This window comes from Phocicoccus pinnipedialis (genome assembly GCF_903994035.1).
GTDB lineage: Bacteria > Bacillota > Bacilli > Staphylococcales > Salinicoccaceae > Phocicoccus > Phocicoccus pinnipedialis.
The window spans coordinates 18,599-34,177 of sequence record NZ_CAJEWB010000006.1; the positions used below are offsets into that span (position 1 = coordinate 18,599).

14 protein-coding genes are annotated in these 15,579 nt (G+C 37.3%); 2 read left to right on the top strand and 12 right to left on the bottom strand.

Annotated features, from left to right (window positions below; all coding sequences use genetic code 11):
• Window positions 1–139: 139 nt before the first annotated feature.
• The 10 genes from H9D55_RS03000 to H9D55_RS03045 form a co-directional block, all read right to left on the bottom strand.
• Entirely contained in the window at window positions 140–1,426 is a 1,287-nt protein-coding gene (locus H9D55_RS03000) for a TrkH family potassium uptake protein (protein WP_235963088.1), read from the bottom strand.
• Between the two features lie 183 nt (window positions 1,427–1,609).
• Window positions 1,610–2,962 carry a S1C family serine protease gene (locus H9D55_RS03005; protein ID WP_235963089.1) on the bottom strand — a complete coding sequence of 451 codons (1,353 nt, stop codon included), beginning with the start codon at window positions 2,960–2,962 and terminating at the stop codon, window positions 1,610–1,612.
• Window positions 2,963–2,982: 20 nt separating this feature from the next.
• Window positions 2,983–3,753 (bottom strand): TerC family protein, encoded by a 771-nt coding sequence (locus tag H9D55_RS03010; RefSeq protein WP_186076750.1) that lies wholly within the window; start codon window positions 3,751–3,753, stop codon window positions 2,983–2,985.
• A gap of 218 nt (window positions 3,754–3,971) precedes the next feature.
• Window positions 3,972–5,528, bottom strand: a complete 1,557-nt coding sequence (locus H9D55_RS03015; protein ID WP_186076752.1) for a peptide chain release factor 3 — start codon at window positions 5,526–5,528, stop codon at window positions 3,972–3,974.
• Window positions 5,518–5,748: a YueH family protein gene (locus tag H9D55_RS03020; RefSeq protein ID WP_186076754.1), complete on the bottom strand. Its 231-nt coding sequence runs from the start codon at window positions 5,746–5,748 to the stop codon at window positions 5,518–5,520. Before H9D55_RS03020 ends, H9D55_RS03015 begins: the two co-directional genes overlap by 11 nt.
• On the bottom strand, window positions 5,729–7,216 hold the full coding sequence (locus H9D55_RS03025; protein ID WP_186076756.1) for a UDP-N-acetylmuramoyl-L-alanyl-D-glutamate--2,6-diaminopimelate ligase: 1,488 nt from the start codon (window positions 7,214–7,216) through the stop codon (window positions 5,729–5,731). The genes H9D55_RS03020 and H9D55_RS03025 overlap by 20 nt, the downstream gene beginning before the upstream one ends.
• A 91-nt stretch (window positions 7,217–7,307) precedes the next feature.
• Window positions 7,308–8,084: a twin-arginine translocase subunit TatC gene (tatC, locus tag H9D55_RS03030; RefSeq protein ID WP_186076757.1), complete on the bottom strand. Its 777-nt coding sequence runs from the start codon at window positions 8,082–8,084 to the stop codon at window positions 7,308–7,310.
• Between the two features lie 526 nt (window positions 8,085–8,610).
• Window positions 8,611–9,522, bottom strand: coding sequence for a nuclease-related domain-containing protein (locus H9D55_RS03035; RefSeq protein ID WP_186076759.1), 912 nt, complete (start codon window positions 9,520–9,522; stop codon window positions 8,611–8,613).
• A 190-nt stretch (window positions 9,523–9,712) separates the two neighbouring features.
• Window positions 9,713–11,434, bottom strand: coding sequence for a GMC family oxidoreductase (locus H9D55_RS03040; protein ID WP_186076761.1), 1,722 nt, complete (start codon window positions 11,432–11,434; stop codon window positions 9,713–9,715).
• 16 nt (window positions 11,435–11,450) lie between these two features.
• Complete coding sequence (locus H9D55_RS03045; protein WP_186076763.1) at window positions 11,451–12,227, bottom strand: gluconate 2-dehydrogenase subunit 3 family protein; 777 nt, start codon at window positions 12,225–12,227, stop codon at window positions 11,451–11,453.
• A 191-nt stretch (window positions 12,228–12,418) separates the two neighbouring features.
• Between H9D55_RS03045 and H9D55_RS03050 the strand changes: the two genes are divergently transcribed.
• Window positions 12,419–12,808 (top strand): hypothetical protein, encoded by a 390-nt coding sequence (locus H9D55_RS03050; protein ID WP_186076765.1) that lies wholly within the window; start codon window positions 12,419–12,421, stop codon window positions 12,806–12,808.
• A gap of 23 nt (window positions 12,809–12,831) precedes the next feature.
• Here the strand turns inward: H9D55_RS03050 and H9D55_RS03055 are convergent, their stop codons facing one another.
• Together H9D55_RS03055 and H9D55_RS03060 are read right to left on the bottom strand one after the other, a co-directional pair.
• Complete coding sequence (locus H9D55_RS03055) at window positions 12,832–13,542, bottom strand: M23 family metallopeptidase (protein WP_186076767.1); 711 nt, start codon at window positions 13,540–13,542, stop codon at window positions 12,832–12,834.
• A gap of 88 nt (window positions 13,543–13,630) precedes the next feature.
• Window positions 13,631–14,725, bottom strand: coding sequence for an AI-2E family transporter (locus H9D55_RS03060; protein ID WP_186076769.1), 1,095 nt, complete (start codon window positions 14,723–14,725; stop codon window positions 13,631–13,633).
• A gap of 100 nt (window positions 14,726–14,825) precedes the next feature.
• Between H9D55_RS03060 and H9D55_RS03065 the strand changes: the two genes are divergently transcribed.
• Window positions 14,826–15,551, top strand: a complete 726-nt coding sequence (locus H9D55_RS03065) for an alpha/beta hydrolase (RefSeq protein WP_186076770.1) — start codon at window positions 14,826–14,828, stop codon at window positions 15,549–15,551.
• Window positions 15,552–15,579 lie beyond the last annotated feature (28 nt).

Genomic DNA, 15,579 nt, shown 5'->3' on the forward strand with positions numbered 1-15,579 from the left:
GTTACTCCCGTAATTTCATTAAATACCTCTCACATATTTCTAGTTAGTTACCATGGTACCAAAGTACTACCATTATTTCATTTTGTTGTTTATCCATAAAAAAGAAACCAAGATTACTTTACGAAATCTTGGTTAAATTTTACCCAACCATCAGTCTTTCTTCTGGGTATTTAAATACTTCTTTCGTTTGTTTTCCACCGATTGAGAGCAAGAATGACACGAATCCAACACGCCCAATAAACATAAATAGAATAATAACACATTCACTTATTGTTGATAAATCGCTCGTAATACCCATAGACATTCCACACGTCCCGAATGCACTCGTCACTTCAAAGATAATTGCAGCGAGTCCAAATCTTGAGCCGTCTACAAAATCAATAATACACACGCCAATAAATACTAAGAATATCGCAATCGCAAGCACTACAAATGCTCTATAGATATCCTGTCGCGCAATCGTACGCTTAAACACACTCACATGTTTACGTCCCTTTGAGAACGCTACAACTGTGACGATGATAATAAGCAGTGTCGTCGTTCTGATTCCCCCACCAGCAGATGATGGAGATGACCCAATAAACATGAGCATCGAGAGAATCAACTGCGTGACTTCATTCAGTGTCGATGGATCCTCAACGACAATTCCACCACTTCTTGCAGAAATCGACATAAACACGCCATTCATAATTTTTGAGAACACCGATTCATCAACACTATTCCCATTCCACTCTAATAGTGTATACAGGAATGCACCAAGTAAGAATAGTATTGAGTACATCGTTACAGTCACTTTTGTGAATAAACTAAACTTGAATCTCGAATTTTTCTTGCTAAAGTATTCCTTTATTTCAATTAATACAGGATACCCAATTGCACCTAAAACAATCTGCATCATCACTGGCACTTGTACGAAGTAGTTGTTACTATACCCAATTAGTGATTGCTCATATAAGTCAAAACCACAATTGGTCGTTGCCGAAATCGATAAAAATACACCATCGAGTAACGATTTCCCAAAATCGCCCGTTTGTATGTAAAATATTGTAGTGTAGATGATTGCACCAATCAATTCAATCACAAAAAGTAATTGTACAATGTTTAGAACGAGCCTAACCCCGCCACTCATCTTTACTTGGTTGTTATCTACCATGATTGCTGCACGCTCTTTGAGACCGACCTTTACGCCAAGTACGACCCAAACAAAAGTAGATACTGCCATTATCCCAATACCACCAAGGTTTAATATAAACATCAGTACAATATATCCAGGTAATGAAAAAGTCTCTGCAATATTGACCGTAGTGAGCCCCGTAACTGAAATTCCTGATGCAGCGACAAACACAGTGTCCATAAATGATACAGCTGCACCATCACGATATAAGAATGGAATTTGCATGAGTAGTGTCGCAATAAAAAGACTCATTGCATAATAAAATAAAATTAATCTCTGAGGACTTGTACTCCTAAACAAACTCATGATTGATTGCAAATTATCTCACCCCTTTAATATCATTTATCATACGCTCTATTATACCCTCTTTCAATACAATTCGAGACGACTAGACCAAAAAAATAAGATTAGGGAGTCCCTAATCTTAAATCGATATTATTCTAAAGTTGCTTTTGTGGTTTGTTTTTTACCATCTCTGTAGAATTCAATTGTGATGTCATCTCCAATTTCTTTCTTTTCATAGAGATAACGACGTAGTTTCAGAGAGTTTTCAATTGCTTCACCGTCTAGAGACACTATCAAATCATACGCTCTAAGTTCAGCTTGGTTTGCAGGAGAATTCTCCTGAACTCCAGTTACTAATGCACCCATTGTTACTTCTTCAGGTAAGTTTAATTGACCTTGCAAAATCTCACTAGAAATTGTATATATATCCATCATACTTACCCCTAAAAATGGACGCTTCACTTCTCCAAATTCTTCTAGGTCTTTAATAATTCTTGCAACTTCATTAGAAGGTATCGCAAATCCAATACCTTCTACGTTGTCCGTTCCAATCTTCATTGAGTTAATACCAATTAAATCACCACTGCTGTTTATTAGTGCCCCACCAGAATTTCCTGGATTAATCGCTGCATCTGTTTGGAGTACACTTGCCTCCCAATCGATACTACCATCATTATCAAAATCAACAGGAATTGCACGGTCTAAAGCTGACACAATGCCACGTGATACTGATCCAGAAAACATCGCACCGAGTGGTGAACCGATTGCAATCGCATCTTCACCTACTAAAATCTTATCACTATCTGCAAACTCGATTGCAACGTCGATATTACCACGTTCAATGCGAAGGACAGCTAAGTCAGTCCAAATGTCTGCACCAATGAGTTCAGCTGGAATCGATTGACCAGACTCTAAGTTTACCTTTAACTCAGACGCACCCTCAATCACATGATTATTTGTCACAATGTATGCATTGTTTTCATCGATCTTATAAATGACACCTGAGCCACTTCCAGCCTCCTCGATTTTACCTGCATCCAATCCATATAGTGACTGAGTTTCTTGCAAGTTAATTACAGAAACTACCGCTGGACTTGCTTTTTTAACTGCTGCAGTGGTATCCGTGATCACCTTGTCTCTATGTTCTTTCTCTAAGTCTTTTTTTACTTCACTTAGTTCTTTGGATTCTGTTTGATTCCTATTATTATCTGTTACTGGAGTATCTCCATTAAAAAAATTATGATAGAGCACTACTACAAGCACAGCGCCAACAATACCTGCGAGAAGTGGTATGAGTAATGATGAAAAACACCCACCTCGTTTATCCGTACGGGGTTCCTCATAAAAATCATTTGTCTCTTTAGGCGCATAAGTTTCCTTCTCTACGCCACTATTCTCTTTCATTTCTTCGTTATTGTCTTTGTCTTCATCTTCATTTAAAAATGAATGGGATTTACGTCTGAATCTTTCATCAAAAGATTCAGGTCTGTTTTCATTCGACATATGCACACTCCTTAATTATTTTAAGCAGCTTTGTTTGTTTTAAATCGATCACTAAACCAACCAACAAGTATAATGATTACCATTACTGACCAGAATGTCAATTTCCAAACAGTAGAATGAGGGAAGTCTTCAGGTAGTACACCGAGATCCGGATGCGCTAATGTTAATACTGCAAGCTTAATACCTACCCATCCAACAATTGTAAATGCTGCAACTTCGAGTCCTGGTTTTTGATCTAAAATCTTTACGAACCAGTTCGCAAAGAATCTCATGATGATTACACCCATGAGTCCACCGACAACCATAACTGAATATTGGCCGACGTTAATACCAAAGAAGTCACCACCTATGTGTGGTAATGCAAGTGCGATCGCTGCTGCTGCTAAAATTGAGTCAATCGCAAATGCGATATCGGCAATTTCTACTTTCAATACCGTCATCCAGAAACCAGAATGTTTTTTATTCTTCTCCTTTTCAAGCAATTCCTCTGCTGAATGGTTGTCTTTCTTCATGAAGGCAAGTATGTGACTGATTGATACGTACAGTAAGTAGAGTGCACCAATTGCTTGTACCCACCACCACTGAACAAGCCATACAAGCATTAATACAGCTATCATACGGAATATGAAAGCCCCGAGTAATCCGTAGAACAATGCTTTTTGCCTTTGTTTAGGTTCTAAGTGTTTAACCATTACGGCAAGAACGACTGCGTTATCTGCTGCAAGTAATCCTTCTAATACAACGAGTACAATTAAGACCCAGCCATATTCTAATAAAATTGTTGTATCCATTTTTTCTCTCCTTTACATTTACAAACAAAAAGAGACCATAGTCAAATAGACATGCGTCTACTTGCTATGGTCTCACTGTACAAAATTAATTTGCTCAACACACCGGGATTTTTTCCGTCATGACGATGTGTTGATAGAATTTCTATTCGTTACTCCCCATAGGGTATATATTTGCTTGTTAACAATACTATACTGAAATTTTTGAGACATGTAAAGATTTAAAGTAGACTATATAGTTTTACCACCGGATACTTGTCTTGAAACCATCTTAAAGCAAACTCATTTTCAAATAGGAATACTTTGTTGCCATAACGGTCATCCACTAGAGTGGAGCGCGTTGTGCTCATTGCATCGGTAATCACATCTTCATTCTCAATCCATCGCGCAATTTTCTTACCGATAGGCTCCATGATGACATCCGTATTATATTCATTTTTCATTCTGTGTTCGAATACTTCAAACTGTAACTGCCCCACCGCACCTAAGATTGGTTGGTTTGTATGAATCGTTTTATAATACTGAATTGCACCCTCTTGAACGAGTTGTTCAATACCTTTATAGAAGTGTTTCTGCTTCATTACGTTTTTAGCAGAAACTTTTACGAATAACTCAGGCGTGAATTGTGGTAAGTCCACGTATTCAATATGCTTGCTTGATGTCAATGTATCACCAATTTGATACGTTCCGGTATCGTACAGACCAATAATATCACCCGCATAAGCATGGTCTAAAGTTTTAGTCGAATCTGCCATGAACATTGTCGCACGCGAAATCTTAGACTTCTTACCTGTACGCTGTAACGTTAAGTCCATGCCACGTTCGAACTCACCAGACACGATACGCATAAATGCAATTCTATCTCTGTGTCTCGGGTCCATATTTGCTTGAATTTTAAAGATAAATCCAGAAAACTCTTTGTCAGTTGGTTCTACGATTCCTCCATTTTTCGTTTCATTCGCTTTTGGAGATGGTGCAAAGTCTACGAATGTATCTAAGAACTCTGCAATACCAAATGATGCAAGGGCTGATCCGAAAAATACCGGAGTTAAATCACCACGTGCGATCTTTTCTTCATCGAACTGATCGCCTGCTTCTTCTACTAACATAAACTCTTCCATTGCTGTTTGATATGCAACGTCTTCTTCTATTTTATGAGGCGTTTCTAATTCATAAAATTCGTTGAATTTTAGTGGTTCGTCTTCGCGATATGGGTTGATTTCACGCTTACGTCTGTTGATAACACCAAAGAAACTTGGTCCCATACCAACTGGCCATGTCATCGGATACGTTTCAATATCAAGCGTTTCTTCGATCTCTTCAAGTAGCTCAAAAGGCTCTTTCCCCATGCGGTCCAGTTTATTAATAAACGTAAATACTGGAATTCCACGCATCTTAGCGACTTTAAATAGCTTTAACGTCTGAGGCTCGATACCTTCAGCTGCGTCAATTACCATAACTGCACTGTCCACTGCCATTAGTGTACGATACGTGTCTTCAGAGAAGTCTTCGTGTCCTGGCGTGTCTAAGATGTTGATTTTATATCCATCAAAGTCAAATTGCATCACCGAACTCGTCACGGAAATACCACGCTCTTGTTCTACCTTCATCCAGTCAGAAGTTGCAAATTTACCTGTCTTACGCCCTTTAACTACACCCGCTTCACGGATTGCTCCACCAAAGAGTAGTAAGTTTTCTGTTAGTGTCGTTTTACCTGCGTCCGGGTGCGAGATGATTGCGAACGTCTTTCTTTTTTCTATTTCTTCTTTAAATCCCATTATGTTCTCCTAATTCTTTTAAAATTCGAACTGCAAAAGTTTCTGCGTCACTTTCATCCATCACGCTAAATAAGAAAGAGACGATCTCCATTTCGTCTCTTTCCTCCAGTGTGAATGATAGAAACAATTCCGGTATCGCGATAACCGTATCTTCATCTTCAATTATATAAATTTCTGTTTCGATACCGTTATAAACTGTTTTAAATTTCTTCGTATTCATCACTTTTATACCTTCTGTAAGCAGCATCTAGTACGATTAAATCGTCTCTATGTGGCACTTTCACGTGTCCTTCCATAATCTGATACGGCTCGCGTCCTTTACCTACGAGCAGTAAGGTGTCGCCATCGTCAGCAAATTCTACCATTCTTTTAATAGCCTCTTCACGGTCAATAAACGTTTCGTAATTTTTGTGCATCATACCGCGCTCTAAAATATCGATGAGCATTTGTTTATCATCGTTACCCGGATTGTCTACCGTAATAAATACATAATCTGCCATCGATGCAATACGTCCCATCTCTTCTGCTTTGGAGTAATCACGCTCACCAGTCATACCAAGAAGTAAGATAAGTTTTTGTTTCTTGAAAGGAATGACTGTTTCAAGCACCTTTTGAAGTGCATCAGGTGAATGTGCAAAGTCAATAATCAGGTCGATTGGAAGAGTCTTGTCTAATACTTCTAGGCGGCCGGACACTGGTTTCATATCTTTAACCGTATTTATGATTTCTTCGAGCTCATATCCTTGCAACCATTCTGATATAATCGCACAAATTAGGTTAGAAATGTTATATTCTCCAACAAATGGAGAATGAATGAAGAACTCGCCTTCAGGCGTATTGAGTGTAAATTCTGTGTATTCAAGCGTACCATTAACATTTGTAGGATAAAAATCCGCTTCGCTAGTATTCCCGAAAGTAATTACTTCGTACGGTGTCATTGTTTTATACTCATCTGACCACTCGTCATCGTTATTTAAAATGACATATCTACGCTTGCGGAGATCCTGTCCGAGTTGACTAAAGAGAAGGCCTTTCGTAAATCCATACTCCGTCATCGTATTGTGGAAATCAAGATGGTCTTGAGAAAGGTTGGTGAAAATTGTGATGTCGAAGTTTAGTCCGTATGTACGGCCAAGCTTCAATGCGTGTGAGGACACTTCCATCGTGAACACATCCATCTTTTCATCTTCAGCTTCTTTTAGATTTCTGTGTAAACGTGTCGTTTCAGGTGTCGTGTTCGCTGATGGATAATGCTCTTCTGAAAGCATGAAGCCATTCGTACCAAGATACGCTGTTTCCTTCCCCATCGCAAGACTCAAGTTATGAATCATCGTTGACACAGTTGTCTTACCATTCGTACCAGTAACACCAATCATCGTCATCGATTCGTGTGGAAATTCGTAGATATATTCACTAAATAATGCTGCAACTCTTTCTGGATCCTTTACTTGTACTAGTCCAACATTTTCTGGCAACTCTCTCGTTCTGTCTGAAAGGATGAACTTACACCCCTTATTGATGGCATCATCTATAAAGTCAAATCCATCAACAGTCGTGCCCCTAACCGCAACAAAAATGCTCGTCGCGTTCGTCTCTCTAGAGTCAATCGTAATATCTGTGACTGACTCTGGCAATGTGCCATATACTTTCTTTATTTTTAATAACGATAATAATTGTTCTGTTTTCATTTTTCCACCTCATCACTGTAACAATTATACCTTTATTTATTGAATTTATAAACATTCATGAAAAAACACTCTTACATGATGTAAGAGTGAATTATTGGTTTGCCTCTTTTTCGGCTTTTATAGCTTTTTTCTTATCTCGTCTTTTTATCAGAATAATACTGACTTCATATAATACAATCATCGGAGAAAGTGTAATTAGATGCGTAAATAAGTCGGGCGGTGCAATGAGGGCCGTCACCACTAGTAAAATAAAATACGCATACTTTCTCATGTTTTGCATAATCTGAGCATCAAGTAATCCGATATAATTTAAGAATAGGATCACGACTGGCAACTGGAATATCAGTCCAAAAGGGATCGTCGTCATCAGTAGGAAGCTCATGTATTCATCTGCAGTAACAAGTACGTCAAAGTTACGTTCACCCATAGATATTAAGAAGAAATAGCTGAGTGGATGGACAATGAAATATCCAAATAACACACCAGCAATAAATAAAAACAACATGCCTGGTAAACTACTTTTAATGAATAGCGTTTCACGTTCTACAAGTCCCGGCTTCATAAATTGCCATATGAAATAACAGATAAAAGGGATGGATAGTCCAAGGCTGATTGCCCCAGATGTTTGAATGTAGAAACGAATGACCTCAAAAGGACCGAGTACGACAATATCGGCTCCCTTAGAAACAACTGGAAACCACCAAGTTACAGATGCAAATATGATGACAAACCAAATAGCTATGGCGATAGCACTTTTCATGACCACCGCACGTAAATCCATAAGATGCTCAGTCAAGCTCGCCATATTATCATCTTGCGTCAGCTTCTTGCGCTTACGTTTAACAATCTCTGTCTCTTTTTCTTCCATAAAATTCACCTGAATTGTGTTTTGATGATCGCACGTGACATTGTGCGTGAGCAATTCTATAATTGCAATTTTATTCCATTTATCACTGTGAATTAATCATCTTTGTGATTAAACAGTAGTAAAGCCCTATTATTTACTATGCTTTAATAATACTATTCATTATCGTTTAAAACAAATGGAGAAATGGGATGATTTATCACAATATCGGCAGCTCTAGGAGTATTTTGTTAGATAACGATGAATTATTAATATTTACATGGTGAACAGAGGTAATCATCACGTGGATTTAATTCATTGACCATTAGACACGATAATTAAGTGGTTTTCATCACGTGGATTTAATTCATTGACCATTAGACACGATAATTAAGTGGTTTACATCACGTGAATTTAAGTCCCGAACAATTAGTCGTCACAATTAAAAGATTTTCATGGCGTGTTTCACTAACTAAATTAGTTTGAATTGATTACTAAATTCTATTTCTAGAACTGTACGATGAACTACTGTTTTCATAAGAATATAAAATTATAATTTTCTATCTAAATTTCTTCTAACATAATGAGTAGTTCGACCAGATCTAACCAATTTATATCTTGTTGCTAATATATTCCGTAAAAATTGACGTGAAATACAATCTCCAACCCACTCCAACACTAATGACAATGTTAATCTCTTTTCTGGGAATAGGTATTCGAGTTCGGCAGAGTTCCGAAGCATCGCTTCTTGAAAGTTTTCCTGTGTGTCACATAGTGTGCAATATACATATTTTCTGTCGCCAGCATTTTTTCTTACCATCTCTCCATCACATTTTGCACAAGTGACACATTTTTTTAACTCATCAAAATCGTATGTAATTTTTCTCTCATAGGAAGAAGATTCGAGTCGCAACGATTTTAATCTTTCAAAAACTCTCTCATGTCTTTCCTGTATTCCGCACGGTTTTTTATTGAGTGTTTCCATAAATTTTTTTATTTGAGGTAGAAATACTACCCGTGAATCTACCGGTGCATGATATAGATAAAAACCTGGATGCGTATATAAAAGTGAAGTAATAATCTTCATGCGAATATTTTCTTTAACAAAAAGCTTCGCCAGTCGATCAGTCGCACGCACAAGTTGTAAGGTGGGATTGGGATAGGATTTTTTTGTGTTCAGCTTCGTAATAAATTCATCTCCATAAATATAATCCCCATCATAATGCTTGACTTCAATTATCAGGCACTCGTACTCAAATATAAGCAAAAAGTCAATTTGACACTCGCTACCATCAATTTCAAACAAGAAGTCTTCTAAAACCAATGGCTGAACGTTTAACTTCTCAGACAAAATCCGTGATATAAATGCCTCACCTTCAATACCTAAATTCCTCACAAGCAATAATCTCGACTCTGTTGCATTGAGCGGCATACGTTTCTTCAAGATTTCTAATTTATTCAAAACGGTCACCTCTGTTTTTATCTTGAGTGAACCATATTTTAAATCTAAAAGCGAATTGCTATTTATGAATATTTCCTACAAAAATAATTATTCGGTGATAAAATACAACAAAACTTAGAAATCGGTATTGGTCATTTATTAAACATTGCCAATAAAAAAATTACCCCCTAAAAAGTTAGGGGGTAAAATTTTATTTCTCCAGTCTTCCTGGTTTCTTATGATATTTAATAACACCTTCGGCACAGCGATATGCGAGTGCGCCCACTGTTCCTGTTGGGTTGTAACCTGAGTTGTGTGCGAAGTTTCCAGCACCAACTACAAATAGGTTGTCTGCATCCCAATGTTGTAACCAGCTATTTACAACTGAAGTTTTTGGGTCATCACCCATCACTGTTCCACCTGTGTTATGCGTAGATTGATAAGGTACGATGTCATAATCTTTCAAATCGCCAAACACATCTACATGTTTCGCGCCCATTTTTTCTAACACTTCACCTGATTTTTCTGCGAGGTACTTCGTACGTTTTCTGTCTTGATCAGTAAAGTTATATGTTAATTTAACGAGTGGTAATCCGTATGCGTCTTTATACTCATCATCGATATCTAAATAGTTATCTTTATGTGGGCTTGTTGCACATTGCCCTGCAACACTAATTGTACGTGTAAAGTTTTTAATAGACTCTTCTTTAAAATCTTCACCCCAAGATTTTGTGCCAGCTTTAACAGGGTTTGAGAGAATTGGTCTTGCACCAGTTTGTGTAGTCGCCATACTTCCACCATGCAAGAAGTCTAAATCTGTATGGTCAAAGTTGTCGCCGTTGAAGTCATCGAGTGTCATACCTAGAGCTCCCGCTCCCATAAATGTATTGAATTGTTCATCGAAGAATCCTGTTGCTCCACCAGAAGTTTGGTAACAGTAGTTACGTCCAAGCGTTCCTTTTTCAGTTTTCGGATCATACTGCTCACCGATATCAGAGACTCTAAGAAGCTTATAGTTATTTAACATATAGCTTGTTAACACAACTACGTCAGCAGGTTGAATGAATTCTTCCTTCGTAACCGTATCAACAAATTTAACACCTTTAACTTTGTCGTTCCCATCTTTGATGATTTCGACAACATTAGCATCCGTTCGGATTTCGTAGTTTCCTGTTTTTTCAGCAGTCGGAATTACTGTCACTTCTGGTGTTGCCTTCGCACCATATTCACATGCGAATCTTTCACAGAAAGCACAGTACTGGCATGCTCCCATCTTCTCACCATCTGGGTTCGTATATTCCTGAGACATATTCGCCGAAGGCAACATGTAAGGATTATACTTTAATTCTTTAGCTGCTTTTTCAAACATTTTTAGTGATTTTGTTTTAACCATTGGCGGGTTTGGGTATTTATCACTTCGTTCTGGTCCGAGTGGATTATCTTCACCACTTATACCTGCCGTTTTCTCAAACTTATCGAAATACGGCTCAAGTTCATCGTATGTAATGCCCCAGTCTTGGAATCTGTATCCTTTGTCTTCCATTAACTTCGCTTTTCCATAACGCTCTTCTGTCATCGACTTAATTTCAAAGTCGTATGGCATGAAACGATATGTCCAACCATTCCAGTGAGTTCCAGCGCCACCAACGTGTTCTCCAAGTAAAAAACTTCCCATCTGTCGCATTGGTAATGCCTTCTCATTTGGTCGGTTTCTAAACGTAACGGTTTCTTTCGTTACGTCTTGCATCAGTTCATATCTAAGCGCATATTTTAATTCATCATGAACATGTTGATAGTTTTTTGTACCACGTCTTTTACCACGCTCTAAACTTAAAACTTTGAGTCCTTCTTTTGCCGCTTCAGCTGCAATAATTCCACCAGTCCATCCGGCCCCAACGGTTACAACGTCTACTTTTTCTAATTCTTTAACCATATTATTTCACCCTTCTTTACATTCCAAAGTTTGGCATTGGATCAATTTCTTGGAACTCATCTGACTCAATTAATTCTAAGTAAGAATGTTGGTGTCCTGGGAATTGCTTCATTTTCCAGCCACCCATATTTCTGTTTCCTCTATACACTGGATCTGAATACACGCCTTCTAGTGTCGCTGCACGTAACATAGTAAAGAAATACGAGCTCGTCGCTGTTTTCTTTGGCACTCCCATGTCTACTTTTCCATCTTGAAAGTCCTGTAAAATTGCATCCATGTCTTTTTCATCTAATTCGTCGAATGCCTTGTCGAATTTATCTTTTGCTTCGCTCTTTAACTTATTAATACCAATCATGAAGTATTCTGCTCGTGTTAAGTTAGATTGATATCCTTGTGTTGGAAGACCTTCATAAAATGGACCAACCATGTATTCTTTTGCGTTTGAACCCCATTGTCCAGCGAGTTGGCCGTCTAAATAATACGCTGCACCTAACTCTTTTGCCCCAGGTCCTACTTTCGATTCTGGGAAGATTCGTTCCATTGCCGCCTCTACAACGTTAAAATCTTCATCAGTCATAAAGAACACGCGTGTCTTGTCTGACAAACTTCCGCCCGTACTTTTATCTCCCTCTGAATGTCCGTCTGTTTTGTTCTGTTCTGCTTGTTCACTTTGACCATCGTTAAGATTAAAACCAATAAAACCACCTAGAAGTGAACCACCGATAATGCCTCCAGTTGCTGCACCTGTCGTCTTCAAGAAGTCACGTCTTGAAAACTGTTTTTCATCTGACATTTTTTACACCCCCAAAAAAATTACCAAAATAATTTTGGCTTATTATAAATTGTACCCTAATTATAATTATATATTCCGATTAATTGAACTTTTTAACTAAAAAAGACAAATACTATAAAATTCCACCTTTGAAATAGAGTTATAATAGAGCTATACTTATATATAAGTAAACTTCAAGGGGGGCACGAACGATGGGATTTTTTAAGGATTTGACTTGGAATAACAAACACATGGATCTTAAGTATGTGGAAGACAAGCTTTACCACAAGCCAAGAATTACGAGTGTTTATGCTAAAGATGACAACGTTGATTTAGATTATGCAACACGTGAGTTCGGTGACGACATTAAAAGCGCACAACGTACAATCGACTCAAATAGAGTGATCATGCTCGTTCTCTATGTTGCACTTGTATTAATTCCGGCAATTGTAATGACCGTATTAACAGGTAATATTTACATTATCGGCGTTGGTGTTCTTTATGCAGTAATTGTTGTCTTTTTCGTTGAAATGTTTAACCAGGTGACAATAAATCAGATGTTACAAAAAATAGATAATGGTTTACAAAATAAACACTCATAGTAAAATGTTGTGATACACCAGTATCACAACATTTTTATTTTTCCCCAAATTTTATGAACATCACCGATAGCAATGTAAAACACATCCTTACCACGTTTACCTTCTATCCAGTAGTGTCCTTCTTTAAATTCAATATTCTTAAATCTTATTTGAAAGCCCACATGAACACTGCCGATACGAGTACTCTTCACACTCATCCCTTTTCTCATATTAATTGGCGCAGCAGACACAAATATTCCTTTAATTTTATCTTTTAAAATATTGATGTCCTTGCAGTCTATACCAGAACAAACGAAATCTTGTTCTTTCAAATACCCATACTTCTGAAACTGTATATGAAGATGACTTGCCATATTCACCCCATAATAATTCGTATTTCCTTGATAACCTATGGTGTCACCGACATGAACCTGATCGCCAATCTTCACACATAAATTTTCTTTCAAATGACCATATATTATCTGTCGATCGAACTCTCTATTCGCAACAACAACCGTTGCTCCAAAGTTACCCTTCGTGCGTGTTCCTGTAACAATCTCGCCACTCATCACAGCCGGCACTTTCGCGCCATCAAACTTTACAAGATCATATGCACGATGAAATCCACCACAATAGTAATCAAAGTTATAGCCATTTACAGTGTAATTTCTCAAGCCAAATATCCCAGACGCATATTGATTAGGATCACTTGTCACTTTAAAGCCTTGATGTTTTAGATATTCAATTGGATTCATATTATCCCCTCCAATCTATATATCGATTAGTTTAGAGATAAAGACAAAAAAAGAGCAGGGAAAATTCCTACTCTTCTTGCTTAAATATTTATTTTTCTGATATATCTGCAGTGAGCGTGCTTGACAGGTCACGGCGATATCTCCATATGTTTTGCACAATTGTTTTAATAACAGCATATGTTGGAATAGCAACTAAGATTCCAATGAATCCAGCGATATTTCCTGCCGCTAAGACGATTGTAATGACAGTAAGTGGATGCATTTGCAATCTATTCCCCATTACGTTAGGAGTAATTACATGAGATTCTAATTGTTGTGCAGCTAAGGTGATGAGTGAAACCCATACAAACATCATTGGATCTTGTATAAGTGCTAAGATCCCCGCTGGTAAAAACGCGACCCACGGACCAACAAACGGTACAACGTTCATAAACAGTGCAAAAATAGCAAGTAATAATGCATAATCTAATCCGATGATTAAATACCCAACGAACAATATAATACATAATATTGATGATACGAGCATTTGGCCTTGAATAAATGCGCGTAAAGTTAAGTCAATGTCCTTCAATGTATCAATAATAAATAGTCTAAGTCTTCCTGTGAATGGTAGAGTAATCATTGGAACAAGACGTTCATGATCTTTGAGCATAAAAATATAAAAGAACGGAATTAGTACTAATGAAATTGCGACAGACACTGTGCTCATTATAATTTTAAATGCATTTGAAATGATTCCCGTAAATATCGTCGAAGTGAAGTTTACGACTTTATTCGTAATTTCTTCAATGTTGACTTCAAATGGCAGTCGATCTCTTTGCGCGATCAGTTGATTCACAACGCTAGTTGCTTCACGTTGTAATAGAGGCGCACGCGTAACTAAGTTATGTACCTGTTCAGATACAATTGGAATGACCGAAATTGAAAGTACAGTGATAACAATCACAATAATTAATAGGGATGCAATTATCGATAGCCAACGTGGGCATTTTCGTCGCTCTAAAAATTCTTGTATTGGAATTGTTATATAGTATAAGACAGCTGCCAACAAGAGCGGCAAAGCGATAGTTGCAAATATAGTTATAAACGGTTTAAATACGTAATCAACTTTTGTCGCCATAAATATGATTACGAGCGTCATTATTATTGCGACGCCACTTTGAAACCAAACTTTATTCGTCATTCTATTGCCTCCTTTTTTTCTTAAGTTTATTATACCATTATAATTTTTATTCACATAGGTATAATAGATAGATATAATGATAGCTAAGAGGTGATTTTTTATGGATAAAACACATGGTATTCATGAAAGTATAATCCAATCCGAAATACTCGGTGAAGACATAAAATTTCAGTATTATATACCTAAAAATTACACAGATCTTTACAAATACCACACCATTTTCACATTCGATTCTCAAGATTTTTTTAAATATGGACAAATCGATCGAATCTATGAGCGTCTATACAAGGATAATAAAATAGAACGTGCAATCATCATAGGTATTCCATACCCTTCAGTGGAATGGCGTAACCTTTTTTTCCACCCGGAAGGTAAAAAATCCACAGACTTTATGAGATTTATAACGAAGGAATTTACACCTTTCGTAGATAAAAACTTCCCTACTTTTAAAATGGGCCACTCCAGAATCCTAATGGGAGAAAGTCTTGCAGGAAGCTTTGCACTAAAAACTGCAATTAGCTATCCGAATACCTTCCACAAAGTACTCGCTTTTTCACCAATGATATCCGACACATTTAAAGATTTTATTTTAGAAAGTCCTGGTATTGAAAAAATAGACTTCTATCATACAATTGGATTAGAGGAAGAAAACTTTACCACAATCATGGGCAAAGAAGCGGATTTCTTAACTCCGAACAGAAATCTACACGAAGAAATAGAGCATACGCCATATCTATACACATATAAAGAGTTAGATGGTGGTCATATCTGGAAAACTTGGAAACCAGAACTTGAGTACGCTTTAAAATATTTTTTAGAAAAATAAAAATTTTCCCGAATGCTCGGGAAAATTT

What these genes read in the sequence shown, in the direction of transcription:
- H9D55_RS03015 (WP_186076752.1), bottom strand. Translation starts at nt 5,528, where the DNA reads ATGGGATTTAAAGAAGAAATAGAAAAAAGAAAGACGTTCGCAATCATC.
- H9D55_RS03005 (WP_235963089.1), bottom strand. Translation starts at nt 2,962, where the DNA reads ATGTCGAATGAAAACAGACCTGAATCTTTTGATGAAAGATTCAGACGT.
- H9D55_RS03040 (WP_186076761.1), bottom strand. Translation starts at nt 11,434, where the DNA reads ATGGTTAAAGAATTAGAAAAAGTAGACGTTGTAACCGTTGGGGCCGGA.
- H9D55_RS03060 (WP_186076769.1), bottom strand. Translation starts at nt 14,725, where the DNA reads ATGACGAATAAAGTTTGGTTTCAAAGTGGCGTCGCAATAATAATGACG.
- H9D55_RS03010 (WP_186076750.1), bottom strand. Translation starts at nt 3,753, where the DNA reads ATGGATACAACAATTTTATTAGAATATGGCTGGGTCTTAATTGTACTC.
- H9D55_RS03065 (WP_186076770.1), top strand. Translation starts at nt 14,826, where the DNA reads ATGGATAAAACACATGGTATTCATGAAAGTATAATCCAATCCGAAATA.
- tatC (WP_186076757.1), bottom strand. Translation starts at nt 8,084, where the DNA reads ATGGAAGAAAAAGAGACAGAGATTGTTAAACGTAAGCGCAAGAAGCTG.
- H9D55_RS03045 (WP_186076763.1), bottom strand. Translation starts at nt 12,227, where the DNA reads ATGTCAGATGAAAAACAGTTTTCAAGACGTGACTTCTTGAAGACGACA.
- H9D55_RS03020 (WP_186076754.1), bottom strand. Translation starts at nt 5,748, where the DNA reads ATGAATACGAAGAAATTTAAAACAGTTTATAACGGTATCGAAACAGAA.
- H9D55_RS03050 (WP_186076765.1), top strand. Translation starts at nt 12,419, where the DNA reads ATGGGATTTTTTAAGGATTTGACTTGGAATAACAAACACATGGATCTT.
- H9D55_RS03000 (WP_235963088.1), bottom strand. Translation starts at nt 1,426, where the DNA reads ATGAGTCTTTTTATTGCGACACTACTCATGCAAATTCCATTCTTATAT.
- H9D55_RS03025 (WP_186076756.1), bottom strand. Translation starts at nt 7,216, where the DNA reads ATGAAAACAGAACAATTATTATCGTTATTAAAAATAAAGAAAGTATAT.
- H9D55_RS03055 (WP_186076767.1), bottom strand. Translation starts at nt 13,542, where the DNA reads ATGAATCCAATTGAATATCTAAAACATCAAGGCTTTAAAGTGACAAGT.